The sequence below is a fragment of the Bacillus solitudinis genome, assembly GCF_002797395.1.
Taxonomy (GTDB): Bacteria; Bacillota; Bacilli; order Bacillales; family Bacillaceae_D; genus Halalkalibacter_A; species Halalkalibacter_A solitudinis.
In genome coordinates this window covers 2966498-2990977 of the sequence record NZ_KZ454943.1, presented here as the reverse complement: position 1 = coordinate 2990977, position 24480 = coordinate 2966498, and the positions used below count along the sequence as shown (strand labels likewise).

Below are 24480 nucleotides of genomic sequence, written 5' to 3'. Positions count from 1 at the left end.
GAACAAAAAAAGGTCCTGAAAAGATTCGCTCATCTTTTCAAAAACCTTAAAAGTGTGTTTCAGACCCAACGAGTTGTCGCGCTTAAAATCAAGACCTTGAGCCTCCCTCCGCTCGGCTGCCGGCGCCAACGAGTTGTCGCCTATTTAGTGAGTATAGGCCCCTGCATTTCCCTGATTAACCTGTGTATGCAGAGCAGCGTTTAAGCCAGTTGCAATTACATTTGCCATATCATCAATAAAGACATCTACCTCTTTTGGAGTGACCATTAAGTTATGGCCAAGTGGTGCTAACACTTCGCGAATAAGTTGACGCTTTTCTTCATCAGGAAGCGTTCCAACCATCCCCATAATTGTTTGTCGCTTTTCGTCATTAGGTAAATCATCTTCAGTTAGTTTCTTGTTCTCGCCAAACGTCATACCAGCTGGCACTAATGCCCTTGAAGGTTTATTCCCCTCTTTCATTTCACGTCCAAAATGTTTGAGCACATAATCAATCGTATCGCTCGTTATCGAAACAGCATCAACCACTGTGGGAATACCAACAGCGATAACTGGGATTCCAAGCGTATCCTTACTTAGTTCCTTACGCTTATTTCCAACACCACTACCTGGGTGAATGCCTGTATCAGAAACCTGAATTGTTGCATTCACTCGTTCAATCGATCTGGAAGCTAGTGCATCAATTGCGATAACAAAATCGGGTTTTGTTTTTTCGATAATGCCGTAAATTACATCACTCGTTTCAATACCGGTGAGACCCATAACTCCTGGGGCTACTGCACTGACTGGACGAAACCCTTCCTGTACCTGTTCGGGGGCAAGCTGAAAAAGATGTCGTGTAATTAGCAGATTTTCAACTGCAATTGGTCCCAGTGCGTCTGGTGTGACATTCCAGTTCCCTAAACCAACAACCAAACATTTGTCCTCAGGTCTAATCCCGATTTCAATCATAAATTGATGAAAAGAATCAGCAAAGACTGTCTCAAGCTTCTCCTGAAGCGCTGTGTCCTTTTTACGAATTCCTAACGATTCAAAGGTTAGATAATTCCCCGCCTTTTTACCAAGACGCGTTGCCCCTTCTTCACTAATTTCAACACGAGTTATCTTAACCCCATCAATTGTTTCTTCCTTGACTTGAACCCCGTTAATTGTCTTTGGAGCTTTACTCTGTAAGTGGGCATTGTCTTGTTCTAATACGATTTGATGAGCCTCAACAGCTAAATCTGTTCGAACTTGAAAGAGCTCTAAATTTAAATCCTCTGTCAACCTAATCACTCTCCTCAAAAAATCCTTTAAAAATAGCGTTTCCTACCGTGTGAGTTTTCATTCTTCTATTGCATTTTTCGTTCATTTTTGATAGAATGCAGATTGTTGTATTGATGATGCGATACGTATCATCCTTACTTAATTTAGGAAGCAAAACCGTTCATATCATAGATGGACTGGTGAACGTGAACATGAACATGATGTTTTTAGGAGGTGAAAGATATGCCAAATATTAAATCTGCAATTAAGCGTGTAAAGACAAACGACAAGCGTCGCGCACAAAATATCTCTGTGAAGTCTGCTCTTCGTTCTGCGATTAAGAACTTTGAAGCTAAAGTTGAAGCCGGTGATGCTACTACAGCTCAATCAGCTTATGTTGAAGCTGCTAAGAAGCTTGACAAAGCTGCTAACAAAGGTCTTATTCATAAAAATGCAGCAGCTCGTCAAAAGTCTCGTTTAGCTAAAAAATTAAACGGACTTTCTGCATAATATAAAAAAACGACCCCTTATTGGAGTCGTTTTTTTATGCTTGTTGCTTTGCAAAACTTATTAGGAACAATTCAACCGCCAGTACTTTATCCATGGCTCCCCGCTTAATAGCGTAATCCGTGTCTGCCGCACGGGAGAGAATACTTAACAACATACGATCCTCATAACGATTGACTTGGCCCTGTGCCAATTTCACAACATAAGGATGCAATTTTAATTGACTTGCAATTTGCTTTTGTGAATACGCTCTTCGACTTAGTTCCTTCACTTGATAATAAATACGAAATTGTCTTGTCAGTAACGCTAATATTTTTAGCGGCTCCTCTTTCTGTTTTAATAAATCATGATAAATCGTCAATGCTTTACTAATATTTTGTTTGGCAGCATGGTTAACCAACTCAAAGACATCTTGTTCTAACGTTCTCGCTACAAGCTCGTCCACAATCGTCTCATCAATCCGTCCTCCCTCACCAGCAAAGAGAGATAGTTTTTCAATTTCTGATGCAAGCATAAGAAGGTTTGTGCCTTGCCTTTCCATCAACCTTTGTTTTCCTTGTATGGTAAAAGAAAACTGCTTTAGCTGCGCCTGTTCATCAATCCACTTTTCCGTCATTTTTTCATCAAATGGATTCGTTTCAACGACCACTGAATGCGATTTAATTAGCTTAGTTATCTTTTTTCGTTCGTCTAATTTTTCATAAGGTGCCATTAGTATAAGGACAGTTTCAGGAACGGGATTTTCTATGTATCGTTCAAAAGTTTGTAGCTCATGTTCGATTTTTGAGTCTTGTTTCTGACTAGATACTAGATGAAAATCCTTCACGATCACAAGTTTCTTCCCACCAAAAAATGGAACAGTTTCGGCTTCCTCTATGATTATTTCTAAAGGTGTTTCAACGAGAGAAAAGGATGTAATATTTACTTCAGCTTCTTCGGCAGACATTGATTTGCGGGTTATATCATGAATAATATCCTCCATAAGAAAGGATTGTGTTCCATACATAAAGGTGACTGGTTTAATTTGTCCTTGACGGATCTCTTTTTTAAGCTGTAGATAATTCATATAGGTTCCCCATTTTTCCTACAAGTTTTCTTACACCTTAAGCTTATTGAAAAAAACTAAGAATGACAAGCATAAATGGAGAAAGGAGCCCGGCCTCTAAAAGCCAGACTCCCATTTATGATAAACGCCATAAACAGAGAGCCCGGGTATTCTCGTTCACGACGGTAACCATGACCGATATGCTGTTATGATATCCTATGCACTGCTTCTTTATAGGTGACAACTCTTTACAGTAGAGGGAGTTTTACAATTTCATGAACATCGTTTAAATTGGCAGGGCATGCCTAGGGTAGCATCTAGCTTTTTCGCCCATCATAACGTATACTAAATGTTGAATAAGGAGGGGTGCCAGATGAATCATTTTGAGAAAGATGTACAAAGCAAACGTAATGATGCCATCGATTCTGGTGTTGCCTTTGTCGCTTCATTTGGTTTTTTTGCATTTGTTTTCATTATCGCGACTTTAGTCGATGTGTTCGGAAGCATGTAAGCCAATTATGTGACATAAGGTTAAAAGCAGGTTGAGTCTAATTTGGCTCTTCCTGCTTTTCTTGTTGAATCACACTTTTCAAACGAATCTGATTGTTCCTTACGGAAAGTTGAACAGCCCCCATTTGGTCGGTTCGGAGAATTAACGAATTTAGAGCCGAAAAGCGTTCAACAACTTCGGGGTGAGGATGGCCAAATCGATTTCGCCTTCCTGCAGAAATAAGTACAGCCTTGGGATTAATATGACTAATAAACCAGTCATTTGAAGAGGTGAGGCTACCATGATGGCCTGCTTTTAAAACATCCACCTGCAAATCTTCATATTGCCTCATCAACCGTTTTTCCCCTTCTTCCTCTAAGTCACCAGTAAAAAGCCAACGAATCCCCTCAATAACGGCGTACAACACGATCGACTGATTATTTAACCCTTGTTCATGTCCTTGTGGGGCAAGTACCGCAAATTGATTCGTTCCTGTTCTCCATCTTAAGCCTTCTTTAGCGAATTCAATCTCCGTTCCTTGCTCATAAAATTGTTGAAGAAGTTCTCTTTCAAAGGGTCCTTCAACAGGTCCCTTCGCATAAAGTATTTTTTTAACATTTATCACTCCTACTAACGCACTAGCACCACCAATATGGTCAGTATGCCCATGGGTTAACATCATCATATCAATCGTGCGAATCCCTCTTGCTTTTAAATATGGAAGTACCACATCTTTTCCAATATCAAACCTGTTTTTTCTTTCACGCCAATCCTCTTTATTAAATTGGACAAGTCCTCCTGTATCGATAAGATAGACCTTTTTTCGATAAGGTAATTCAATCAGGAAACTATCGCCTTGCCCCACATCAATCATTGTGATTACAGCCTGATTATTAATAGATGGTAGCGATAGTAATAGCACAAGGTAGACAATAAAAAGGGAAATAGGCTTGATCCACCAAAAGAAACCATTCTTTTCCCATTTCATCAACATATATAGCACTAATATGAAATAAAGGAAAACCATATAAATTGAAGGTTGTCCAATAATTAACATAAATAGCGGTTGAGTTTGAATTGTTTGCAACCCGTTGTGTAGAGGCTGAATAATGGTTTCTAAAATCAGCAGAGGAATATTAACGGTAGCTGGAAGAAAGAGCAACAAATAGGATATAAATGTTAAAGGCAGGATAACAAAGCTAACTAATGGGATATAAACTAAGTTTAGAGGTAAGCTTATCCAAGACCATTCAAAAAAATGAATGAGAATCAAAGGTAGAGACAGTAGTTGTGCGATAAGAGTTATCGCTGTTAATTGAGAAATTCTTAGGCTATATCGTTTGATGATCGAAGACGAAATAAGAAGACCAAATGTACTGAGAAAAGAGAGCTGAAACCCGATCTGAAACAAAGCATAAGGTTGGAAAGCTGTATATAGGAGAAAAACTAAATATATACTAAATAACGGTTGAAGCCTCCACCTTATACGTAAGCAAAAAAGTACAATGAATGCCATTGAAGAAGCCCTAATAACGGAAGGAGCCCCTCCGGCAACTAGCATATAAACAGGAAGCAGAACCATCAAACTCTCCATCGTCCGCTCTCTTGTGACCCCTATGCGAATAAGAATGTAAAACAATGCTCCTAAAATGAGACCCACATGCAGACCAGAAACAGCCAATAAATGAATAATTCCTAGACGTTGATAAGCGTCAATAATCTCTCCTTCTATGTAGTCCCTCTCACCAAAAATCAGCGCAATCATCAGACCGGAAAGCGTTGGATCTACACGCTGTTCAATGCGTTTGATTTGTTCATTTCTCCAACTATGGAGACGGTGAATAACAGTTCCTTTGCTACGTTGACAAGAAATTGATGTAGGGTTAGGGGTTACTATCCAGTGAATGTTTTTTTCATACAAATAGCGTTGGTAGTTAAATTGATAGAAGTTGGTAGGGGGGGAAGGTGTTTGGAGTTTTCCAATAATTCCGCATTGATTTCCTGGCTGAAGAGTTTTCAAATTATCACGTTCTTGTTCGCTTGTAAGATAGGCATGCACTTGCATCAGCTCGCCTGATGTCGCTTTCAGCCTCACTGAAAACGTATCACCATCAATTTTAGGAATAGACTCTAACGTACCTAAAACACGTTGTTCTCCTTGTTGATGGATCGTTTGGTTTCTGTGTTCGGTCCATGTACCAATGCATGCATAAATAAAAAAAGCACATAAAATAAGAAGAAGGTTTCGACGAGAATAATTTCGATCGAGGACGCTATATCCTGTTAACAGAACGGCCATTAAAATCAGCATCACACTCGGCCCTCTAATTGAGATGCAAAGGCCGAGTATCGCCGAAGTTACAAGTAACAACCCCACCTTACTCAAGATTGTTCTCCTGCAATGTATAAAATTGTTTCGCCTTATTTGTTAATAATTCAAGCTCATCCTCATTTGCTCCAGCTTTTTTCAATAAGTGTAACAAATCAGTGGTTAACTGTCGTTTCTCTTTATCGTATCGCTCAAATACCATATCCTCAAGTTCTACTTGAACAACCTCAATACCAGCCTTATTAAACAATTCAATCGCATAAGGATGATTTTTATAATCCTTCGCATAATACACTTTCTTAATTCCGCTCTGTAAAATCGCTTTTGAGCAATGAACACATGGGAAATGTGTGACATATATTTCGGCACCAGAAGTTGGTACACCAAATTTTGCACACTGGAGGAGAGCGTTGATTTCTGCATGTATCGTTCTTATGCAATGATTATCGACAACATAACAGCCTTCATCAATACAATGGTCCTCCCCAGATACAGATCCATTATAACCCCCAGCAATGATTCGTTTATCTCTCACAATAGTGGCTCCGACCATTAAACGTGTACATGTACTTCTTGATGATAAAAGATGACTTTGTGCCATAAAATATTGATTCCATGAAATCCGTTCCATTAGTTAGCCTCGATTCTTTTTTTGTTTCCTCTTTAGTTTAAAAACTCGAGACAAGTGAGTCAATGTCTATATCAAGTAATTTTCTCAAAAGTAGCTTCTCGTCTGAAAAAGGCTACTAAAAAAGGTTTGTTGTTTTCCCTTTTTTAATAGCCTCTAATGTTGGTTGAATTTTCTACATCACCCTCGTTTAAACTATAAAGCTATAGCATTAACCTTGGCTTGCACGTAGAGCCTGTTCTAAATCAGCCAATATATCATCAATATGTTCAATACCAACGGATAAACGAACTAAATCTGGTGACACACCAGCAGAACGTTGACCCTCTTCAGAAAGTTGTTGATGCGTCGTACTTGCAGGATGAATGACTAATGATTTTGCATCTCCAACATTGGCGACATGCGAAAACATTGTCAATGCATTTATAAAGCGTTTCCCTTCCTCAAGTCCACCTTTAATTCCAAATGTTAAAATGGATCCTTGTCCTTTTGGTAAATAGGTTTGAGCCACCTCATAAGAACGATGTGAGGATAATCCTGCGTAAGAGACCCAGTCAACTAGTTCATGTTCTTCCAAGAACTTTGTAACATTTCTTGCATTTTCGCAATGACGCTCCATACGAAGATGCAAGGTTTCAAGACCTTGTAAAAGGAGAAAGGAATTCATAGGTGCAATCGCCGGCCCTAAATCGCGTAGAAGCTGTACACGGGCTTTAATGATGTAAGCGAGCGGTCCAAGCGCCTCTGTATACACAAGACCGTGATAGCTCGGGTCTGGCTCTGTCAGACCTGGAAATTTCCCATTTGTCCAATCAAAATTCCCACTATCAACAATAACCCCACCAATAGAGGTGCCGTGACCTCCAATGAATTTAGTAGCAGAATGAATAACAATATCGGCACCATGTTCAATCGGACGACAAAGTGCAGGTGTTACAAGTGTCGCATCAACCATAAGAGGGATACCATGTTTATGAGCGACTTCAGCTACTGCCTTAATATCTAGAACGTCTCCATTTGGGTTTCCAATCATCTCTCCGTATAAAAGTTTTGTTTTCTCATTAATCGCATCTTCATATGCAGATGGGTCTGTCCCATCGACAAGATGAACCGTAATCCCCATTTTTTTGAACGTGTGAACAAATAAATTATATGTACCACCATAGAGTGCGCTTGATGCAACAATTTCATCACCTTGCTCACAAATATTTAAAATAGCTAAATGAATTGCTGAGCTGCCACTTGCGGTCGCTAATGCTCCGATGCCACCTTCAAGTTCTGCTACTCTCTTTTCAAACACATCTTGTGTTGGATTCATGATGCGCGTGTAAATATTTCCAAATTCTTTTAAGCCAAATAGATTTGCAGCATGTTCTGTATCCTTAAATCCATATGATGTCGTTTGGTAAATTGGAACAGCACGTGATCCTGTAGTTGGGTCAATTTCTTGCCCTCCATGTACTGCAACTGTTTCAAGTGCCCACTTCCGCTCTGTCATCTTTTCGACCTCCCAAAATAGTTACTATAACGTATCCATCATATCAAAATATTTTAAAAATTCATATAATTTTTACTTGATTTTTATTAACTCTCTAAGCTGCTCAAAGGACTTAGACCCAATGCCAGAAACTTTGAGGAGGTCTTCAATCTCATTAAAAGGCCCATGCTCTTCACGATACGATACTATGGCATTCGCTTTTGCGGGGCCAATGCCAGGCAAAGCTTCAAATTCTGCTGGGGAAGCTTGATTAATGGCTAATTTCCCCTCATTCCCCTTACTATGTTCCTGTTCTATTAAGGCAGACTCTTCCATTTCTTCGCCCACCTCAGGAACATAAATCAAAACCTCGTCCTCGAGAATGGATGCTAAATTCACCCTTTTTTGATCAGCGTTCTCTGTAAACCCTTCTGCCTGCTCAATCACCTCAAACATTCGACTTCCATTTTGAACTTCGTAAACTCCAGGTTTGTTTACTGCTCCTTTTACATCAATAACAATCGTTGTGTCTGTTTCGATTGAATCCTCTTGCTCGTCCTCTGTAACCTCATCTAAAAACAAATAATCCGACTCAGCGTTTTCTAGCTTAGAATGGTTGCCAAAACTAAGAAACAACACTAAACTTACAAGGAGTATAGTAATGCCTGATAGGGTCATGAGAATTTGTTCTCTTTTTGTAAAGTTCATATGACTCACTCCGATTAATTTTTTTATATAGAAAGGGGACTTCAACATGAGTGTCCATATCCAAATTGCCGAACAAGTTAAAAACCATCGCCAAGCTCAGAAACAATTTCTTCAGCTTGATGCCAAGCGTGAGCAGGAAATTAAACGATTAATTGAACAAGCGAAGTTGACAGAGGAGGTTTCGGTTATTCAACTTAATAAAATAACAGAGGAAATGAACCAAATCGCAACTAAATTCCACTTCCCTATGCGCAAAATTGTAACAAAAGACATGGTGATCGCCTTCGCTAGAAACTAACCTAAATTTTCCCATCATACTTTCATGATGTTATGCATACGTATAATCTTAGTGATATCAAGGTGAGTATTATGGAGAAGGAGGGAGAGCCCATGAAACTTGGAATTATTGGTACGGGAAGTATGGGGACAATTTTACTCGAATCTTTCATTGATTCAGGTGCTGTCAAAGAAAATCAGGTGTTTTTGGCAAATAGGACGATTGAAAAAGCTTTGAAATTAAAAGAGCAGTTTCCAAGAATAAATGTTGAAAAATGCCCTGTAGACGTAATAAAACAGAGCAATATAACTTTTCTTTGTACAAAACCCTTTCAGTTTCCTGAAGTCATTGATGAAATTGCCCCCGTTTGCTCTGCGGAACATATTCTCGTTTCCATTACAAGTCCTATTTCAGTTGAACAGCTTGAAGCGAAAGTAGATTGTAAGGTCGCACGAGCAATTCCTAGTATTTTAAACCGAGCACTTGCTGGTTCATCACTTCTCAGTTTCGGTGAGCGTTGCCATGAAGAAGACAAAGATTTACTTACGAAATTGATGTCTTTTATTTCAGAACCTTTATTAATTAAGGAAGATATAACAAGGGTTTCTTCAGATATCGTAAGCTGTGGTCCTGCTTTCTTTAGTTACCTTATTCAACAATTTGTAGATGGAGCTGTTAGACAAACAAAAATCAGCAACGAGGAAGCGACGTTTCTTGCAACAAATATGATGATTGGAATGGGTAAACTTCTTGAAAAAGGGCACTACACATTACCAACACTTCAGGAGCGAGTTTGCGTGCCAGGTGGGATTACAGGAGAAGGCATTAAGGTTTTAGAGGAAGAAGTCGGTCTAATGTTCGATCATTTGTTTCAGCAGACTCATGCTAAATACGATCATGAACGTGAGAAAATTAAGCAATCTCTTGACCGTTCATAAATGTATCAAGAATAAGGGGTATCTCAAGTTAAATTTGAGATACCCCTTTATTTTCCAATATGAATCCATAAATAGCAAGCTTATTTTTTTTGAGCTTTTATAAAGATTCGTTCACTTTTAGGATCAGGAGACTTGCTTTCAAAGTCAGCAAAACAATCTTGAACAACAAAACCAGCTTCCTCAAGCCATGTTTGATATGAAGATAGTGGGAATGTACGCTGCTTATGTAGTTCCGTGAATCTTTCATACAACCCTGATTCACGCTTCACAAAAAAGGTAAGTTCATGTTCTACACTGTAAGGATGTTCCCCCGCGAACGATGTCCATATATAGGCTGTATCCTCCCCATCATCAGCAAAGGTTTGCCCAATAAAACCCGACTCAATCTTTGAGGTTGAATGAACATCGAACAAGAGGATACCTCCTGAGCTTAATTGTTCCGCAAAGCATTTGAGCGCTTTTTGTACCTCTTGCTCCGTACTTAAATAATTAAGTGAATCACAAAACGCTGTGACAACATCAAATTCACCCAATTTAGGCATGTCAGCCATATTCTGTTCAAAGAGTAGGGGCGAATAACCAGATACCTCACATTTTTCTTTTGCGATGACGAGCATATCAGCGGATAAATCAACCCCGGCCACATCCGCTCCTTCGTCCAGGAGTCGGATTAAAAGTTCACCTGTCCCGCAAGCAACATCTAAAATAGAGATATCATGTAAATGCTTTTTTCCTATAGAACGTTTTAAAACTTCAACCCACTCCTCATAGGGTGCTTCTTCCATTAATGCATCATATAAGGAGGCGAATTTTTGGTAACTCATGATTTCTCCTTTAAATAGGTCCAACCATCACGTTGTTCAATTTTATTTTCTTTAATTAATTTCCCGAGTGCACGTTTAAACGAGGCTTTACTTATTCCAAAGCGTTGGCTTATATCTTCAGGGGGCGTTTTATCCCAATAAGGCATTGAACCACCTCTGCCTTGAAGATATTGATATATTTTCTCTGCATCATCTTCCTGTTGCTCTGAACGTAAAGGACGCATGGTTACATTAAGTCTACCATCTGGTCTTACATAGATAACCCTAACACTTACATGTTCACCAAAACGTGGCTTTTGCGTCATCTCATCCTCATGAATAAAGGCAAGATAACCCTCGTCACTTAGCAAAAGTGCGCCTTCATCGAGATAATGGTAAACATAGCCCTGAATCTCTTTATGCATCATAATGTCTGCTGCTGCTTTTGATTGAGATTCAATAGCTTCACCTTTGACTAGTTTAGCCATCATTCTTCCTCGTTTGTCCCAAGTGATCGAAACAGGAAGCTTATCTCCAGGTTGTGGCCAACGCGCACGATCATATGGCAATTCATCCATTGATAAAAACAAATCGCGAGAGACACCATTGTTCAAAAACACACCATGACCCGTCTTCACCGAAACCGTTTCTAGCCAAGCGATTTCACCAACTCGTAAGAAAGGAACTTCCATCGTTGCTGAAAGTCGCTCTTGATGGTCATGATAAAGAAAAACCTCAACGCTTTCGCCTACCTCCAGCTTACGTGTTGCTTCACGTTCATGAAGCAACACATCCTCTTCCCCTAAATTAAGGAAATAACCAAAACCAGCTGTCCTTGCAACGTTTAAAGTCACTGTATAACCGGGTTTTAATTCCATTACCCAAGAACTCCTTCAATCTCAACAGTTTGTGCATCTCCCCAAAGCTTTTCAAGATTATAGTATTGACGCTCATCTTTATGAAAAACGTGAACAACAACATCACCGAGGTCTATCAGGACCCATCTTGCTTGGTCATAACCCTCTAATCTTTTAATATCAATGCCTTCTTCTTGAAATGCTTTTTTTAATTCATGGGAAATGGCTTGCACTTGTTTTTCTGAGTTACCATGGCAAATAACAAAATAATCAGCAATTAATGAAATACCCTTCATATTTAAAGCAACGATATTTTCTGCTCGCTTATCATCTATAACTTTAACGGCTAATTCTAAAATGTTTGAATTCACTCCATCACTTCTCCTTTTTTCTATCTTTTATTAAATCATTGTACGTAGCTAATGTCTCGGGGAAAATTTGCTGTCTACGCTTCAACAAAAATATCATAGTATTATTCAAAGCTTGAATTATTGCTTCGTCTATACTCGTTTTAGCAAGCTCTCGAACCTCAGCTACTCCTGGAAAATCGCGCCCAGGTTCAATATAATCGGCTAAATATAATACTTTATCTAGTAATGTCATCCCCGGTCTACCTGTAGTATGATACTTAATTGCATCTAGCGTTTCTTTATCGGTAATACCTACTTCATGTTCCACATAATAAGCACCACACGGAGCATGTAATAATTCACTTCCGTACTCCAAAATTAATTTATCAGGTAGACTTTCCTTAACAAGTTGACGCATTTCATTCTTATCTCGGAACTTTGCATAATCATGAAAGACTGCAGCTAGTTCTGCTTTTTGTTTATTAACACCTACACGCTCAGCAAGCTCCACTGCCGTCTCTATAACTCCAAGTGTATGCTCGTACCTGTGGGCTGTTAGATGGGGCTTAACGATCTCTAATGCCTTGCTCCTCTCCATATAATCCCCTTTCTCCAATAAAGGATTCAATTGTTCTTGGTACCATATAGCGTACAGGAAGTCCTCGCTTTACACGTTCACGAATCATTGTGGAAGAAAAGTCAACCTGTGGCATTTCGAGCTCTTTAATTTTACTCGAATAAATGGAACTAGAAGCAGAGCCTGGTCTTTTAACTCCAATAAACGTTACGATTGAAAGGAGTTCTTCGATTTTTTCCCATTTTGGTAAATAATCGATCATATCTCCACCTATTAAAAAAAAGAACTTATCATCCGGGAACTGTTTCTTTAACCTCTTTACTGTGTCAATGGTATAAGATTTCCCTTCTCGTTCAACTTCAACTGTCGAAACATGGAAATAAGGGTTGTCTCGCGTCGCCAATCGTAACATTTCAAGACGTTCTTCACTCGATGTTAGTAAATCTCGTTCCTTATGGGGGGGAATCTGAACTGGGATAAACCAGATTTCATCCAGCTTAAAATGAATCTTAGCTTCCTGCGCTATTAACATATGACCAACATGTGGAGGATCAAAAGTTCCACCGAATAAACCGATTCGTCTCATTATTTGGTGGACCTCCCTTCTCCATTAATTTGGAAGTTCTAGTTTCTTTTGTTCCTTTGATTCCTTATACAAGACAATAGTACTTCCGATAAGTTGAACGAGCTCTGCTTTTGTCCCTTTGACAATTTCCTTAGCTACATCCTCTTTTTCAAACTCACAATTTTGTAAAACACTCACTTTAAATAATTCCCTAGCTTCTAAAGCTTCTGAGAGTTGTTTAATCATATTTTCATTCACTCCACCTTTACCAACCTGAAAGATTGGGTTTAAGTGATGTGCTTTTGATCGTAAAAAACGTTTCTGTTTTCCTGTTAGCATAATGTTCCTCCAAGTTTTTGATAGACCAATTGAGCCATTCTCTCACGGTTCGGTTTTTGACCTGTCCAATATTCAAAAGACAATGCGCCTTGATTTACAAACATACCAACGCCGTCTAATATTTTTGCTCCCCGTTTGTCTGCCTCGATTAAAAGTTTCGTTCGAATTGGGTTGTAAATTAAATCACTAACGACGCAATCTGCTTTTAGTTTATCTAACGAGACTGGAATATCCTCGATGTTTGGGCTCATCCCAACAGAGGTGGTATTAATAATAATATCAAACTGATTTAATTCCGTCGCAGCTTCTTCAATTGTCGTTGCAATAATATCATGATTTGTTAAAGTAGCAAGATCTTTTGCCTTAGAAAGAGTACGATTTGCAACAATGACTTCCTGGGCACCTTCACGCGCAAGAACAGTCACGATAGCCCTAGCAGCCCCGCCAGCACCCAACACAAGTACGCGTTGCTCCGTTAAACGTTTCGTTAGCACAGGAACTAAGGATTCCAAATACCCACGCCCGTCCGTATTATAGCCTATTAGTTTCCCATCCAGGTTTACAATGGTGTTAACAGCTCCAATTTCTTTGGCTTCATCATCTATTTCATCTAAAAAATCCATCACAGCTACTTTATGCGGGATCGTTATATTGCATCCTACTATGTTTAAGGCCCTTATACCCAATACCGCATCTTTCAAAAACTCGGGCTTCACGTCAAATAACTTATACGATGCATCTATTCCTAATTGTTGAAATGCATCGTTATGCATCATTGGTGACATAGAGTGTGTAACGGGATGCCCAAATAAGCCAAATAGCTTCTCCACTCTCGTTCTCCCCTTTTGGTTTAAATAATAGATTCTCTAATTGAAACGCCCACTCCTTTAGGTGCATAGGCTTGAACTTTAAGATTGTCTCCACTAACCGTTATCCAACCAAGGCCGGAAATGACGATATCACTTTTCTTTTCCTTGATATAAAACTCATGCTTCACTAAAGGAGGCAACTGCTCTTTTCCTTCCACTCCAGGTGGGGTCAATAACTCACCTAGATGGTTTTCGTACAACTGATCAGCCTTATCAAGCTTTGTACGGTGGATTGTTATATCGTTGGAAACATAACAGGTAAAGGTTGTCCGTTCACCTTTTAGAAAGTCTAATCTGGCCAAGCCTCCAAAAAACAGTGTTTGTTCCGTGTTAAGTTGAAAGCCCATTGGCTTTACTTCTTTTTTCGGTGTAATCACTTTTAGCTCTTTCTTATCTAGAAAATGAGCCATTTGATGATGATTAATTATACCAGGAGTATCATAAAGAGCCTTACCATCATCGAGAGGAATATCAATCATATCGAGAGTCGTCCCTGGAAAATGAGATGTTGTAATTAGTTGCTCCGTATCACCATCAAATTGCTTTATAATTTGATTAATAAAGGTCGATTTACCTACATTGGTACATCCGACAACGTACACATCTTTTCCCTTTCGATGCCTATCAATTTCTTGAGCTACATTTAAAACACCTTCACCTTTATCAGCACTCATTAGCAATACATCGATTGGTTTTAACCCTAATTCTTTTGACGACTTTTTAATCCAATTAATAAGTCGATTCTGGTTTAATGATTTCGGTAGTAAATCAACTTTATTTCCAATTAATAACACATCATTCTTTCCTGCAAATCGATGTAGACCTGGAAGCCAACTTCCTGTAAAATCAAAAATATCAACAATCTTAACGATTAATGCTTCTTTTTGTCCCAGCGTATGTAATATTTTCAAAAAGTCATCATCCGTTAAAGAAACATCCTGTACTTCATTATAATGCTTCAAACGAAAACAACGTTGACAAATTATCACGTCTTTTTCCAATGTAGATTTAGGGACAAAGCCTAGTTCTTGCTTGTTTTCGGTTTGCACCGCTACGCCACAGCCTGCGCAAATAATTTTCTGTTCGTCCATTTTGTCTAATCCTCCCATTGAATCAACCCTTTTTTCCTCATCCATTTTAAAATGATTCTCTCCATCCTTCGATTAAACTTTGTCGCTATCCCATCCGTACTTGCTACTGGGACAACAAGAATTGTCTGGATTCCTGCTCTATTTCCTCCAAGCACATCCGTAAAAATTTGATCACCGATAACCACCGTTTCTGACGGTATAACTCCCATATTCTTACACGCTAGACGAAAAGATCGTCCTATTGGTTTTTTAGCACTATGGATAAAAACCATTTTTTCTGGAGTTGCAAATGCTTTGACTCTCTTCTCATTATTATTCGACACGATCGTTACCTTCATGCCCAGTTCTTCAACCTTTTTTACCCATTCTCTTACTTCCGGAGTAGAATTAGGTCGGTCCCATTCAACTAATGTATTATCCAAATCGGTGATAATCGCTTTAATTCCATTTTTCTTTAAATTATCAAAATCAATATCATAAATACTCTTTACATATTCGTTTGGAAGTAGTTTTTTCAGCACAATTCCACCTCTTATCTTTTAACGACTGTAATCAAACTTTAACTATACCGTTAACTATGTTTTTTTTCAATCGAAACTGGGTATTTTTATAAGGAATGGAGGATAAAGCGTCTTAAGGAAAAAAGGGAAATTTTTTTTCGACAAAAAAAAGCATCGATCAACACTTGTGGATAACGTTATGCACGTTTATACACGTTGGTGTAATTACACTTTACAACCTCATAAACAATAAACCCACAGGTTATCCACCGGAATATGTGGATAAATCGAACGGTTGTTCTCTTTTCAGAGTCGTGGTAGGATATGAAGAGATAAACCAAAACTTACAATAATATGAAATAGTTCAGACGTTTAGAACAATAAAATTTTCCCAACTAGCCATTAAACTAAGGAGGTGAACCTGTCACTAGTATGACAGGGATTCATGGAGAATTTATCAGACGAGCTTCTCATTGAAACATATTATAAAGCAACTGAATTAGAATTAAATCATGATTTTATTGAATTAATACGCATTGAAATTATCAGACGTTCTTTATCTGATAAAATAAAGTTAACTTCATAACACAAGAAAGAAGGGTGTCTTCAAAAGACTCCCTTCTTTTTGTTTAATTTGCGGGTATGGTCCGAGTACCAATACGAATGTATTCCCTAGGTTTAAACGGTGTAGTAATAGGAATCATGTCTTCATCAATATCCTGAACTCTTAAATTTCCCACATCATCATAGCCCTTACTGTGAATGGTCCGTTGATTAAATTCATTGGCATACCAGGCTCCCGAAAATAAAACAAGAAAAATACTTATACTCGCTAATGCCTTTTCTCTCGTTCTCATACTAAATTCCACCCCGGTTCAAATTGCTTTATGAATCTAGGGTTCCGTTCATTTGGAAAATTATACATTTCTTCTTTTAAATAAAAATTTTTAAAATAATAATCGTCTTTCTACATATTTAACAATTAATTAAAAACGTGTTAGCACTAGATTCTTCAAGGGTGCACACCAAAACAAATTAGGTTATAATTTGTTTTGGGTTTGATGTCAATTTGCATTCTAGAATAAAAAAGTTCATATTTAGGTCCACAATGAAATTAGAAAAAGCTAGGGTTAAGGAGGTATGTGTTTTGACAGCTTTACATTGGGCGACGATATCGCCTTTATTGTTAGCGATTTTAATTCCTTTTTTGTATAAGTATTTAAGGAAAATACATACGGGATGGTTTGTTTTGGCTCTCCCTTTAATTTTATTTATTTACTTTATTCGTTTTTTACCGTCCACATCTGCAGGTAATGTTATAGAGCATACAGTACCTTGGGTTCCTTCATTAGGTATTCATTTCACTGTCTTTATTGATGGCCTCAGTTTATTATTCGCATTATTAATTACAGGAATTGGCGCTTTAGTTGTTCTTTATTCAATTTACTATTTATCAAAAAAAACAGAGCGCCTCAACAATTTTTATGTGTATTTACTTATGTTTATGGCGGCTATGCTAGGTGTCGTTCTTTCAGATAACCTTATTGTTTTGTACACGTTTTGGGAATTAACAAGTCTGGCTTCCTCATTACTAATTAGTTATTGGTACCACCGTAAAAAATCTATCTATGGTGCACAAAAGTCTATGATGGTTACAGTTTTTGGCGGTTTTGCAATGCTTGGTGGATTTACGCTTCTTTATGTGATGACCGGGACGTTTAGTATCCGAGAGATAATTGGTTCTCTTGATTTAGTCACGACGAATTCACTATTTTTACCGGCAATGTTACTTATTTTACTAGGAGCCTTTACGAAATCTGCGCAGTTCCCTTTCCATATTTGGTTACCAGATGCAATGGAAGCACCTACTCCTGTTAGTGCTTACCTTCACTCTGCCACAATGGTTAAAGCAGGAATATACCTAGTTGCACGATTTACACCTGTTTTTGGAGGAAGTCAAGAATGGTTTTGGTTACTTTCTGGTTTTGGAATTGTGACCCTATTATGGGGATCCTTGTCGGCTATTCGCCAAAAAGACTTGAAAAGTATACTTGCCTTTTCAACTATCAGTCAGCTTGGATTAATCATGTGTTTACTCGGTCTTGGTTCAGCTTCCCTTTATTATGGATACGGAACTGATACAACCATGTATACTACTGCTACACTTGCAGCGATTTTTCACTTAATTAACCATGCAACATTTAAGGGAAGCTTATTTATGACAGCAGGGATTATTGACCACGAAACTGGAACACGAGACATTCGTAAACTTGGTGGATTAATGACGATAATGCCCGTTACATTTACCATCTCCTTAATTGGGACAGCCTCGATGGCCGGTTTACCCCCATTTAATGGTTTCTTAAGTAAAGAGATGTTCTTTACTGGTGTGTTAAACGCTTCCCAACTTGAAATTTTTAATATGCAAACAGTCGGAATGCTATTTCCTGTATTAGCGTGGGTAGCTAGTATTTTCACATTTCTTTATTGTATGATTTTGTTTTTCAAAACATTTACCGGGAAATTTAAGAAAGAAAATTATGATAAGCCCGTGCATGAAGCTCCACTCGGGATGTTAATTAGTCCTATCGTTCTTGGTTCCTTAGTGGTGATTTTTGGGTTATTCCCCAATTTATTAGCCTATACTCTAATTGAGCCTGCAATGAACGCGATTCTTCCTACCGTCTTAGGTCCAGGAGAACAATTTTATGTTCACATCTATCATTGGCATGGATTCAATACAGAATTATTTATGACAATTGGGGTTGTCGTGCTAGGAACATTGCTATTTCTTCTGATGAGAAAATGGGCTAAGCTTTCTATTTACTTGCACGAACGCGATCCTTTAAATCGCGTTTATGACGGTACGCTTATTCTTCTATCAAGTAGTAGTCATAGAGTAACCTCTTCTTTCATGAAAGGAAGCATTCGTCAATATTTAATTTACATTTTTTCATTTATGGTCTTGTTCCTAGGTTATATGCTCTTCAAACTAAATGCTGTTACTTTATCAGGTGTTGAGAGTGCACCTATTGTCTTCCACGAAGCAGCTTTAGCTGTTGTTATGTGTATCTCTGCAGTGACCGTAGTTCTCGCCCGAACTCGCTTAACAGCGATTATCGGCTTAGGCGCCGTTGGCTATTCTCTTGCTCTGTTCTTCGTCCTTTTTAGAGCACCAGATTTAGCATTAACACAAATGGTAATCGAAACCGTATCCACGGTATTATTCTTGCTTTGCTTTTATCACTTACCGATGTTCAAAGCCAAGTTCGAAAAAATACCATTCCGATTTACAAACTTAATTGTAAGTCTCGGAGTCGGAATATTAGTCACTGTTTTAGCAATCTCATCTCATCATTCAAAAAGCTTTGAATCTTTAGCTAGCTTCTTTGTAAACTCAAGCTATGATGAAGCTGGTGGTAAAAATATGGTTAACGTGATTTTAGTTGATTTCCGAGGGTTTGATACATTATTTGAAATTCTTGTGTTAGCCATCGCTGCTATAGGGATTTACTCAATGGTTAAATTGCGCCTAGAGAAAGGGGAATCCTAATGCGTCCAAATGATGTTATATTGAAAACAGCAACTCAACTAGTTACGTTTATTATAATTATTTTCTCCATTTATGTTTTTCTTGCAGGGCACCACAATCCTGGTGGAGGTTTCATTGGTGGATTAATGACAGCAGCAGCATTTGTACTAATAGGAATTGCCTTTGATATAAAAACGATTAAACGCATCCTTCCTTTCGACTTTAAAATTTTAACTGCTACAGGGTTATTAATAGCAGTTCTTACTGGGATTGGATCCTTTGTCTTTGACAGTCCATTTTTGTCCCATACGTACGATTATTTTTACCTACCTCTTTTAGGAAAGACGGAGTTAGCAACTGCATTATTATTTGATATCGGTGTTTATTTTGTTGTAATTGGTGTAACGTTAACCATCATTTATACAATCGGGGAGGATAACTAAATGGAAATTCTTATCTCGATCGTAGTAGGGCTTCTCTTTACTGTTGGAACATATTTGATTTTATCAAGAAATATTACACGAATTATTATAGGTACTGGTATTTTAAGCCATGGGGTTCATTTACTCCTTCTGACAATGGGAGGTTTAAAAAAGGGAGCCGCTCCTTTACTTGGACAAGAAGCGGCATCATATACAGACCCATTGCCACAAGCTTTAATTCTAACTGCAATCGTTATTAGCTTTGGGGTTACTTCCTTTTTCTTAGTCTTAGCTTATCGTACTTATAAAGCGCACGGAACCGACGACATGGAAAAGTTGAGGGGAATAGATCATGATTAATCATCTTATTATTGCACCATTACTTATACCACTGCTCATAGGAATTATACTCTTGTTTATTAGGAACAGTATTAGAGTTCAAAAAGTTCTGAGTATATTCTCAATTATTGCTATGGTCATTGCAACGTTTATCCTTCTCCTATCTGTCTTAGAGAACGGGGTCCAGACTTACGAGCTAGGCGGATGGCGTCCCCCCTTTGGGATTGTTTTAGTTGCCGATTCCCTTGCTGTTTTACTCGTTTTATTTACTGGGCTTGTTGCATTAGCTTGTTTTTTATTTTCGGTTAGAGGGTTAGACAAAGATCGAAAAGCTTACTTTTTTTATCCTTTGTTACAGTTTTTAATCACTGGCGTTGTCGGTGCATTTTTAACCGGAGATTTATTTAACCTTTTTGTATTTTTTGAAGTGTTGCTTATGTCCTCTTATGCATTAATTGTGCTTGGAGGAGAAAAAGTTCAGCTTCAAGAATCTCTTAAATATGTATTAGTTAACGTTATCTCTTCTGCCCTATTCGTTACGGCCGTTGCCTTTTTGTATTCTATAACAGGAACCTTGAATATGGCTGATTTATCTCAGCGAGTTGCTGAAATTGAACAGCCTGCCATCGTTACTGTCATTGCCTTACTTTTTTTAATTGTATTCGGTATGAAGGCAGCCATTTTCCCACTATACTTTTGGCTACCCGGTTCATATTCAGCGCCACCTCCAGTGGTCTCAGCTTTATTTGCTGGGTTACTAACAAAGGTAGGTATTTATGCAATTATTCGCGTTTTCACAATTATTTTCTACCATCATCCTGAGATTACGCACCAGATTTTAGGTGGGTTAGCTGCTATTACAATGATTGCTGGTGTAATTGGAGCTGTAGCTTACCAAAATCTTCACAAAATCCTTGTCTATAATGTCGTTGCAGGGGTGGGCTATATCATCTTTGGTTTATCTTCATTTAACGAACCTGGTTTATTTGGTGGAATCTTTTACTTATTACATGACATGCTTATAAAGGCAGCTTTGTTCTTACTTATTGGGGCTATCATAGTCATTACAAAAACAACGAGTATGTCAAAAGCAAGTGGCCTTATGAAGCAATACCCCATACTCGGATGGTCGTTTCTCGCAGCCGCCCTCTCTTTGGCAGGGGTTCCACCATTCAGTGGTTTTTTTGGTAAATTAATGCTAATTCAGGGAGGTATCATCGCTGAACAATATTGGACAGTCGCCATTCTATTACTCTCTAGTCTGCTTGTTCTATACTCAGTAATGAGAGTCTTCTTCCTGGTTATACTAGGGGAGGAAAACATACCTCCATTAGAAAAGCGTGGGAATGTTAAAGGGCTAGTATACCCAAGTCTCATTCTACTTGGTTTATCTTTTATTATGGGAATGGGAGCAGAATGGCTTTATCCATTTGTTGCAGATGCAACAACAACCTTACTAAACCCTGATATTTATATTGAAGCCGTATTAAAGGAGTAGGTTATCATGGCCTTTCAATTATTAATCAACTTGACAATTTCGTTTGTATGGATGTTTTTGTATAACGCATGGGACTTACCAACCTTCATCATTGGTTACGTCGTAGGGGGGTTGATTCTTTTTGTAGTACGCAGATTTTTTCATCAGCCGCTCTATTTGATAAAGGTCTATGCCATTATCAAACTAATCCTACTCTTCTTTAAAGAACTCTTTCTTTCAAATGTTACTGTGGTTAAACATGTGCTAAGTCCAAAGCTAAATATTAAACCTGGAATATTTGCCTTAGAAACAGACCTTAAAACTGACTGGGAAATTACACTTCTATCTAGTCTAATAACTCTCACTCCTGGAACACTTGTTGTAGATATTTCTGAAGACCAACGGACGCTTTACATCCATGCCATGAATATTGAAGACATTGAGGTATCGATTTCTGCGATTAAAAATTCATTTGAACGAGCCATTATGGAGGTGAGCCAGTAATGTTCGATATGATTTTAATAATATCATTAGCCATTTTGTCTCTTTCACTTATGGGTAGTATTTATCGAATTATTATAGGACCTTCTCCTTCAGACAGGGTAATAGCACTTGATACTATTGGTATTACGATCATTGCTATTGTTACAGTTGTATCCATTCTACTAAGAACTTCAGCATTTCTAGAAGTGATTTTACTTGTCGGAGTACTAGCCTTTGTCGGTACCGTTGCCTTTGCAAAGTTCATTGAGAGAGGGGTTGTTCTTGACCGTGACAGAGATAAGTAGTGTAGTAGTAGCGGTATTCGTTCTCTTGGGATCCTTTTTAAGCCTTGTTACAACAATTGGTTTGTTGCGATTACCAGATATTTACTCGAGGACTCACGCAGCCTCAAAAAGTGCAACACTTGGTGTGCTTTTTATCTTACTAGGTGCACTTGTTTTTTTCTATCAGGAGTCTGGACTTGATGCTCGTCTAATTCTCGGAATTCTTTTTGTCTTTATTACCTCCCCCGTTGCTGGGCACTTAATCAGCCGAGCTGCATACTACACAAATGTCCCTTTATGGGGGAAAAGTGTTAGAGATGATTTAAAAGTAGTTTCTAAAGAAAAAAGAAGTAAATCCGTCCAACATTAAGAAAAGAAAGGTATGCGAACCTGCATACCTTTCTTTTTTACAAAATCGTTGCTATTTTTTGTCCCATTTTCACTTCCATTGGTATACTTTCTCCTTCAAATTTCAACAGCCCTTTCTCTACAAGTAAGACAATAGTTGAACCAAATGAAAAGTAACCAATTTCTTCTCCCTTACTCAGACTTGCGGAGTCATGGGTTAATTCAATGGTATTTATGTTCATTGCACCAACCTTTACTAACGCTATTTTTTTCTCATTATATTGTAACTCCGAAATGATTCGGTAGTTTCGTGAAAGCGGGCGTTTCCCGTAAGTCATTCCCAACTCATTTACCGGATAAGATCTTCCACCTAATGACCATTGATTTATAATTTGACACGAAACTGGACTGTGGATGCGATGATAATGACTTGGACTCAAGTATAAAACGAAAAATGCACCTTCATGATAGGGCGTTGCTGCCACATCCGAACCAAGCATTTCTTCTAATGAGTATTGTTGTCCCTTTATAGTAAACTGACTACCTCTTTCGATAGATCCCTGACTCGCTAAGATTCCATCAACCGGGCTTACAAAGGCGTTTCTCTCTTGAGCAACTGGACGAGATTCAGGTTTTAAGTGTCTGATGAAAAGAGTATGCAAACTTGAATAACTTTCTATTGGTTCAAGCATTTCTTTATTATTGAGTTTAAATGTTTTTACAAACATAGGAACTAAAGGCTTACTCCACTTAGACGACGCAAAAGATTTTAATACATAAGACTGTAGACGATGATTACTTAACTCTACAAACGATTGAAAAAGTAATTTCTTTATCATCGACCTAACTCCCCTCCCATTTGTTAGTTTCTAATTGTACACTTACTTATTTATAAGAAAATAAATGCATTTTAAGGGCTATTCATTGGCTTCGTGTCTGTTCAATAAAAAAACGCCCTTTTAAGTTATGATTAAAATCATACTGTAAAAAAACAAAAAGGACAAATTACCAATAAAAGCGACCGATTTATATTTTTACATATCTCTCCTCCATGTAAATTTCTCCCCTTTTCGTCGATTTTCGTTTCGTCTATTTAAGCAAAAGAACAAAAAAATAGGGTTCCAACAAAAAAACTTAATTTCCCTTGATTTCTTCAAGATTTTACAAATTTCATGATTTTTGGCGGTCATATGTCTAAAATCATGAAAAAAATGGCTACAAATGGTTTAATTTCCGTGCAAAGTCTTGACACAGCTAGGGTTAATGAGTAAATTTGAATTGCAGGTTATTTTTACTTGTGTAATATATTACAGATTACTCGTTATGAAGAACGAACGACTTTGTTCATTAGGTAGAAGTTGTTTTTCTAAACAAGGTATGAAAGGGAGTTATTTTCATGAACAAGACAGATTTAATCAATGCAGTATCTGAGCAAGCAGACCTTTCCAAAAAAGACGCTTCAAAAGCAGTGGACGCTGTGTTTGATAGTATCACAAGTGCACTTGTTGAAGGTGACAAAGTTCAGCTTGTTGGTTTTGGTAGTTTTGAAGTTCGTGAGCGCTCTGCTCGTAAAGGTCGCAATCCACAAACAGGCCAAGAAATTGAAATTCCAGCAACAAAAAATCCTGCTTTCAAGCCAGGTAAACAATTAAAAGACGCAGTCAACTAAGAAATTAACCGCAAAGAAGCGAAGGACAAGTCCTCCGCTTCTTTTTCATTACATCCACTAAAAAGTTTGACGGACGTAAAGACAGGGGCTACTAAAAAAGTTGACCTTTTTCAGTAGCCTTCTTGACTAATCATTGATTTTTATTTAAAACTATGATAATTTGGCTATGGACCAGTAAATTACAATAATTTTAAATTTTATGACCACTAGGGGTGCTAAAAAGCTGAGAGAGGTAGTTTATTAAGCCTTAACCCTATAACCTGAACTAGATAATGCTAGCGGAGGGAAGTGGCGTGTTAATTTGATAAGAAGATAGTATATTGATTATCTT

The 24480-nt window shown here is 38.0% G+C and carries 30 protein-coding genes and 1 riboswitch; of the genes, 13 read left to right on the top strand and 17 right to left on the bottom strand.

The genetic code is table 11. From position 1 onward, the window contains the following. Positions 1-144: 144 nt before the first annotated feature. A complete protein-coding gene (gene gpr, locus CEF19_RS14670; protein WP_100406736.1) occupies positions 145-1266 on the bottom strand; it encodes a GPR endopeptidase in 1122 nt (373 codons plus the stop codon). A 222-nt stretch (positions 1267-1488) separates the two neighbouring features. Here gpr and rpsT point away from each other — a divergent pair, with 222 nt between their 5' ends. Further along, on the top strand, positions 1489-1755 hold the full coding sequence (rpsT, locus tag CEF19_RS14665; protein ID WP_100406735.1) for a 30S ribosomal protein S20: 267 nt from the start codon (positions 1489-1491) through the stop codon (positions 1753-1755). 34 nt (positions 1756-1789) lie between these two features. Here rpsT and holA read toward each other — a convergent pair whose 3' ends face one another. Then, positions 1790-2818 (bottom strand): DNA polymerase III subunit delta, encoded by a 1029-nt coding sequence (holA, locus tag CEF19_RS14660; protein ID WP_100406734.1) that lies wholly within the window; start codon positions 2816-2818, stop codon positions 1790-1792. 352 nt (positions 2819-3170) lie between these two features. Between holA and CEF19_RS14655 the strand changes: the two genes are divergently transcribed. Continuing rightward, complete coding sequence (locus CEF19_RS14655; RefSeq protein ID WP_100406733.1) at positions 3171-3308, top strand: YqzM family protein; 138 nt, start codon at positions 3171-3173, stop codon at positions 3306-3308. Positions 3309-3345: 37 nt separating this feature from the next. Here the strand turns inward: CEF19_RS14655 and CEF19_RS14650 are convergent, their stop codons facing one another. The 4 genes from CEF19_RS14650 to CEF19_RS14635 form a co-directional block, all read right to left on the bottom strand. Continuing rightward, on the bottom strand, positions 3346-5664 hold the full coding sequence (locus CEF19_RS14650; RefSeq protein ID WP_227522100.1) for a DNA internalization-related competence protein ComEC/Rec2: 2319 nt from the start codon (positions 5662-5664) through the stop codon (positions 3346-3348). Position 5665: 1 nt separating this feature from the next. Beyond that, positions 5666-6247: a ComE operon protein 2 gene (locus CEF19_RS14645; protein ID WP_100406731.1), complete on the bottom strand. Its 582-nt coding sequence runs from the start codon at positions 6245-6247 to the stop codon at positions 5666-5668. Between the two features lie 208 nt (positions 6248-6455). After that, positions 6456-7742 carry a homocysteine synthase gene (locus tag CEF19_RS14640; RefSeq protein WP_100406730.1) on the bottom strand — a complete coding sequence of 429 codons (1287 nt, stop codon included), beginning with the start codon at positions 7740-7742 and terminating at the stop codon, positions 6456-6458. A 72-nt stretch (positions 7743-7814) separates the two neighbouring features. Next, the gene (locus CEF19_RS14635; RefSeq protein ID WP_100408324.1) at positions 7815-8429 is read right to left on the bottom strand and encodes a helix-hairpin-helix domain-containing protein; all 615 of its coding nucleotides are present in this window, start codon (positions 8427-8429) and stop codon (positions 7815-7817) included. A gap of 46 nt (positions 8430-8475) precedes the next feature. On the opposite strand from CEF19_RS14635, the gene CEF19_RS14630 reads away from it, so the two are divergent. Together CEF19_RS14630 and comER are read left to right on the top strand one after the other, a co-directional pair. Next, positions 8476-8727, top strand: a complete 252-nt coding sequence (locus CEF19_RS14630; RefSeq protein ID WP_100406729.1) for a DUF2533 family protein — start codon at positions 8476-8478, stop codon at positions 8725-8727. 92 nt (positions 8728-8819) lie between these two features. After that, positions 8820-9644: a late competence protein ComER gene (gene comER / locus CEF19_RS14625; RefSeq protein ID WP_100406728.1), complete on the top strand. Its 825-nt coding sequence runs from the start codon at positions 8820-8822 to the stop codon at positions 9642-9644. An 80-nt stretch (positions 9645-9724) separates the two neighbouring features. Here comER and CEF19_RS14620 read toward each other — a convergent pair whose 3' ends face one another. From CEF19_RS14620 to CEF19_RS14580, 9 genes are read right to left on the bottom strand one after another with little or no spacing between them, the layout of a single operon-like run. Beyond that, positions 9725-10468 (bottom strand): class I SAM-dependent DNA methyltransferase, encoded by a 744-nt coding sequence (locus CEF19_RS14620; RefSeq protein WP_100406727.1) that lies wholly within the window; start codon positions 10466-10468, stop codon positions 9725-9727. Beyond that, positions 10465-11325: a CvfB family protein gene (locus CEF19_RS14615; RefSeq protein WP_100406726.1), complete on the bottom strand. Its 861-nt coding sequence runs from the start codon at positions 11323-11325 to the stop codon at positions 10465-10467. Before CEF19_RS14615 ends, CEF19_RS14620 begins: the two co-directional genes overlap by 4 nt. After that, positions 11325-11675, bottom strand: a complete 351-nt coding sequence (gene rsfS / locus CEF19_RS14610; protein WP_100406725.1) for a ribosome silencing factor — start codon at positions 11673-11675, stop codon at positions 11325-11327. The genes CEF19_RS14615 and rsfS overlap by 1 nt, the downstream gene beginning before the upstream one ends. Before the next feature lie 4 nt (positions 11676-11679). Beyond that, positions 11680-12252: a bis(5'-nucleosyl)-tetraphosphatase (symmetrical) YqeK gene (yqeK, locus tag CEF19_RS14605; protein WP_100406724.1), complete on the bottom strand. Its 573-nt coding sequence runs from the start codon at positions 12250-12252 to the stop codon at positions 11680-11682. Then, the gene (locus CEF19_RS14600) at positions 12221-12817 is read right to left on the bottom strand and encodes a nicotinate-nucleotide adenylyltransferase (RefSeq protein ID WP_100406723.1); all 597 of its coding nucleotides are present in this window, start codon (positions 12815-12817) and stop codon (positions 12221-12223) included. The genes yqeK and CEF19_RS14600 overlap by 32 nt, the downstream gene beginning before the upstream one ends. Before the next feature lie 24 nt (positions 12818-12841). Next, positions 12842-13135: a ribosome assembly RNA-binding protein YhbY gene (gene yhbY / locus CEF19_RS14595; RefSeq protein ID WP_100406722.1), complete on the bottom strand. Its 294-nt coding sequence runs from the start codon at positions 13133-13135 to the stop codon at positions 12842-12844. Then, complete coding sequence (gene aroE / locus CEF19_RS14590; protein ID WP_100406721.1) at positions 13129-13965, bottom strand: shikimate dehydrogenase; 837 nt, start codon at positions 13963-13965, stop codon at positions 13129-13131. Before aroE ends, yhbY begins: the two co-directional genes overlap by 7 nt. 20 nt (positions 13966-13985) lie before the next feature. Continuing rightward, on the bottom strand, positions 13986-15095 hold the full coding sequence (gene yqeH, locus CEF19_RS14585; RefSeq protein WP_100406720.1) for a ribosome biogenesis GTPase YqeH: 1110 nt from the start codon (positions 15093-15095) through the stop codon (positions 13986-13988). 5 nt (positions 15096-15100) lie between these two features. Continuing rightward, positions 15101-15613 carry a YqeG family HAD IIIA-type phosphatase gene (locus CEF19_RS14580; protein ID WP_157801082.1) on the bottom strand — a complete coding sequence of 171 codons (513 nt, stop codon included), beginning with the start codon at positions 15611-15613 and terminating at the stop codon, positions 15101-15103. A gap of 427 nt (positions 15614-16040) precedes the next feature. Here CEF19_RS14580 and sda point away from each other — a divergent pair, with 427 nt between their 5' ends. Then, positions 16041-16181 (top strand): sporulation histidine kinase inhibitor Sda, encoded by a 141-nt coding sequence (gene sda / locus CEF19_RS14575; protein ID WP_100406718.1) that lies wholly within the window; start codon positions 16041-16043, stop codon positions 16179-16181. Between the two features lie 43 nt (positions 16182-16224). Here the strand turns inward: sda and CEF19_RS14570 are convergent, their stop codons facing one another. Then, entirely contained in the window at positions 16225-16452 is a 228-nt protein-coding gene (locus tag CEF19_RS14570; protein ID WP_100406717.1) for a hypothetical protein, read from the bottom strand. 290 nt (positions 16453-16742) lie between these two features. Here CEF19_RS14570 and CEF19_RS14565 point away from each other — a divergent pair, with 290 nt between their 5' ends. Genes CEF19_RS14565 through mnhG form a run of 7 tightly spaced genes read left to right on the top strand, consistent with a single transcriptional unit; the run spans position 16743 to position 22502 of the window. After that, positions 16743-19148, top strand: a complete 2406-nt coding sequence (locus CEF19_RS14565) for a Na+/H+ antiporter subunit A (RefSeq protein ID WP_100406716.1) — start codon at positions 16743-16745, stop codon at positions 19146-19148. Further along, positions 19148-19570, top strand: a complete 423-nt coding sequence (locus tag CEF19_RS14560; RefSeq protein WP_100406715.1) for a Na(+)/H(+) antiporter subunit B — start codon at positions 19148-19150, stop codon at positions 19568-19570. The genes CEF19_RS14565 and CEF19_RS14560 overlap by 1 nt, the downstream gene beginning before the upstream one ends. Continuing rightward, positions 19571-19909 (top strand): Na(+)/H(+) antiporter subunit C, encoded by a 339-nt coding sequence (locus CEF19_RS14555; protein WP_100406714.1) that lies wholly within the window; start codon positions 19571-19573, stop codon positions 19907-19909. Next, entirely contained in the window at positions 19905-21386 is a 1482-nt protein-coding gene (locus tag CEF19_RS14550) for a Na+/H+ antiporter subunit D (RefSeq protein ID WP_198510368.1), read from the top strand. Before CEF19_RS14555 ends, CEF19_RS14550 begins: the two co-directional genes overlap by 5 nt. Before the next feature lie 6 nt (positions 21387-21392). Next, on the top strand, positions 21393-21869 hold the full coding sequence (locus CEF19_RS14545; RefSeq protein WP_100406712.1) for a Na+/H+ antiporter subunit E: 477 nt from the start codon (positions 21393-21395) through the stop codon (positions 21867-21869). After that, positions 21869-22153, top strand: coding sequence for a Na(+)/H(+) antiporter subunit F1 (locus tag CEF19_RS14540; RefSeq protein WP_100406711.1), 285 nt, complete (start codon positions 21869-21871; stop codon positions 22151-22153). Before CEF19_RS14545 ends, CEF19_RS14540 begins: the two co-directional genes overlap by 1 nt. Then, on the top strand, positions 22137-22502 hold the full coding sequence (gene mnhG, locus CEF19_RS14535) for a monovalent cation/H(+) antiporter subunit G (protein WP_100406710.1): 366 nt from the start codon (positions 22137-22139) through the stop codon (positions 22500-22502). The genes CEF19_RS14540 and mnhG overlap by 17 nt, the downstream gene beginning before the upstream one ends. A 37-nt stretch (positions 22503-22539) precedes the next feature. Here mnhG and CEF19_RS14530 read toward each other — a convergent pair whose 3' ends face one another. Next, positions 22540-23316, bottom strand: coding sequence for a phosphatidylserine decarboxylase (locus tag CEF19_RS14530; RefSeq protein ID WP_406565390.1), 777 nt, complete (start codon positions 23314-23316; stop codon positions 22540-22542). A 560-nt stretch (positions 23317-23876) separates the two neighbouring features. Between CEF19_RS14530 and CEF19_RS14525 the strand changes: the two genes are divergently transcribed. Continuing rightward, positions 23877-24149 (top strand): HU family DNA-binding protein, encoded by a 273-nt coding sequence (locus CEF19_RS14525; RefSeq protein WP_100406708.1) that lies wholly within the window; start codon positions 23877-23879, stop codon positions 24147-24149. A 198-nt stretch (positions 24150-24347) separates the two neighbouring features. After that, a riboswitch (TPP riboswitch) is annotated at positions 24348-24453 on the top strand. Positions 24454-24480 lie beyond the last annotated feature (27 nt).

Bases quoted from the DNA above. Each gene is read 5' to 3' on its own strand.
- CEF19_RS14545 (WP_100406712.1), top strand. From the start codon at position 21,393: ATGGCCTTTCAATTATTAATCAACTTGACAATTTCGTTTGTATGGATG.
- CEF19_RS14525 (WP_100406708.1), top strand. From the start codon at position 23,877: ATGAACAAGACAGATTTAATCAATGCAGTATCTGAGCAAGCAGACCTT.
- yhbY (WP_100406722.1), bottom strand. From the start codon at position 13,135: ATGCTAACAGGAAAACAGAAACGTTTTTTACGATCAAAAGCACATCAC.
- CEF19_RS14630 (WP_100406729.1), top strand. From the start codon at position 8,476: ATGAGTGTCCATATCCAAATTGCCGAACAAGTTAAAAACCATCGCCAA.
- CEF19_RS14570 (WP_100406717.1), bottom strand. From the start codon at position 16,452: ATGAGAACGAGAGAAAAGGCATTAGCGAGTATAAGTATTTTTCTTGTT.
- CEF19_RS14560 (WP_100406715.1), top strand. From the start codon at position 19,148: ATGCGTCCAAATGATGTTATATTGAAAACAGCAACTCAACTAGTTACG.
- yqeK (WP_100406724.1), bottom strand. From the start codon at position 12,252: ATGGAGAGGAGCAAGGCATTAGAGATCGTTAAGCCCCATCTAACAGCC.
- CEF19_RS14640 (WP_100406730.1), bottom strand. From the start codon at position 7,742: ATGACAGAGCGGAAGTGGGCACTTGAAACAGTTGCAGTACATGGAGGG.
- CEF19_RS14620 (WP_100406727.1), bottom strand. From the start codon at position 10,468: ATGAGTTACCAAAAATTCGCCTCCTTATATGATGCATTAATGGAAGAA.
- CEF19_RS14615 (WP_100406726.1), bottom strand. From the start codon at position 11,325: ATGGAATTAAAACCCGGTTATACAGTGACTTTAAACGTTGCAAGGACA.
- CEF19_RS14555 (WP_100406714.1), top strand. From the start codon at position 19,571: ATGGAAATTCTTATCTCGATCGTAGTAGGGCTTCTCTTTACTGTTGGA.
- rpsT (WP_100406735.1), top strand. From the start codon at position 1,489: ATGCCAAATATTAAATCTGCAATTAAGCGTGTAAAGACAAACGACAAG.
- CEF19_RS14635 (WP_100408324.1), bottom strand. From the start codon at position 8,429: ATGAACTTTACAAAAAGAGAACAAATTCTCATGACCCTATCAGGCATT.
- comER (WP_100406728.1), top strand. From the start codon at position 8,820: ATGAAACTTGGAATTATTGGTACGGGAAGTATGGGGACAATTTTACTC.
- CEF19_RS14540 (WP_100406711.1), top strand. From the start codon at position 21,869: ATGTTCGATATGATTTTAATAATATCATTAGCCATTTTGTCTCTTTCA.
- sda (WP_100406718.1), top strand. From the start codon at position 16,041: ATGGAGAATTTATCAGACGAGCTTCTCATTGAAACATATTATAAAGCA.
- holA (WP_100406734.1), bottom strand. From the start codon at position 2,818: ATGAATTATCTACAGCTTAAAAAAGAGATCCGTCAAGGACAAATTAAA.
- yqeH (WP_100406720.1), bottom strand. From the start codon at position 15,095: ATGGACGAACAGAAAATTATTTGCGCAGGCTGTGGCGTAGCGGTGCAA.
- CEF19_RS14645 (WP_100406731.1), bottom strand. From the start codon at position 6,247: ATGGAACGGATTTCATGGAATCAATATTTTATGGCACAAAGTCATCTT.
- CEF19_RS14655 (WP_100406733.1), top strand. From the start codon at position 3,171: ATGAATCATTTTGAGAAAGATGTACAAAGCAAACGTAATGATGCCATC.
- CEF19_RS14600 (WP_100406723.1), bottom strand. From the start codon at position 12,817: ATGAGACGAATCGGTTTATTCGGTGGAACTTTTGATCCTCCACATGTT.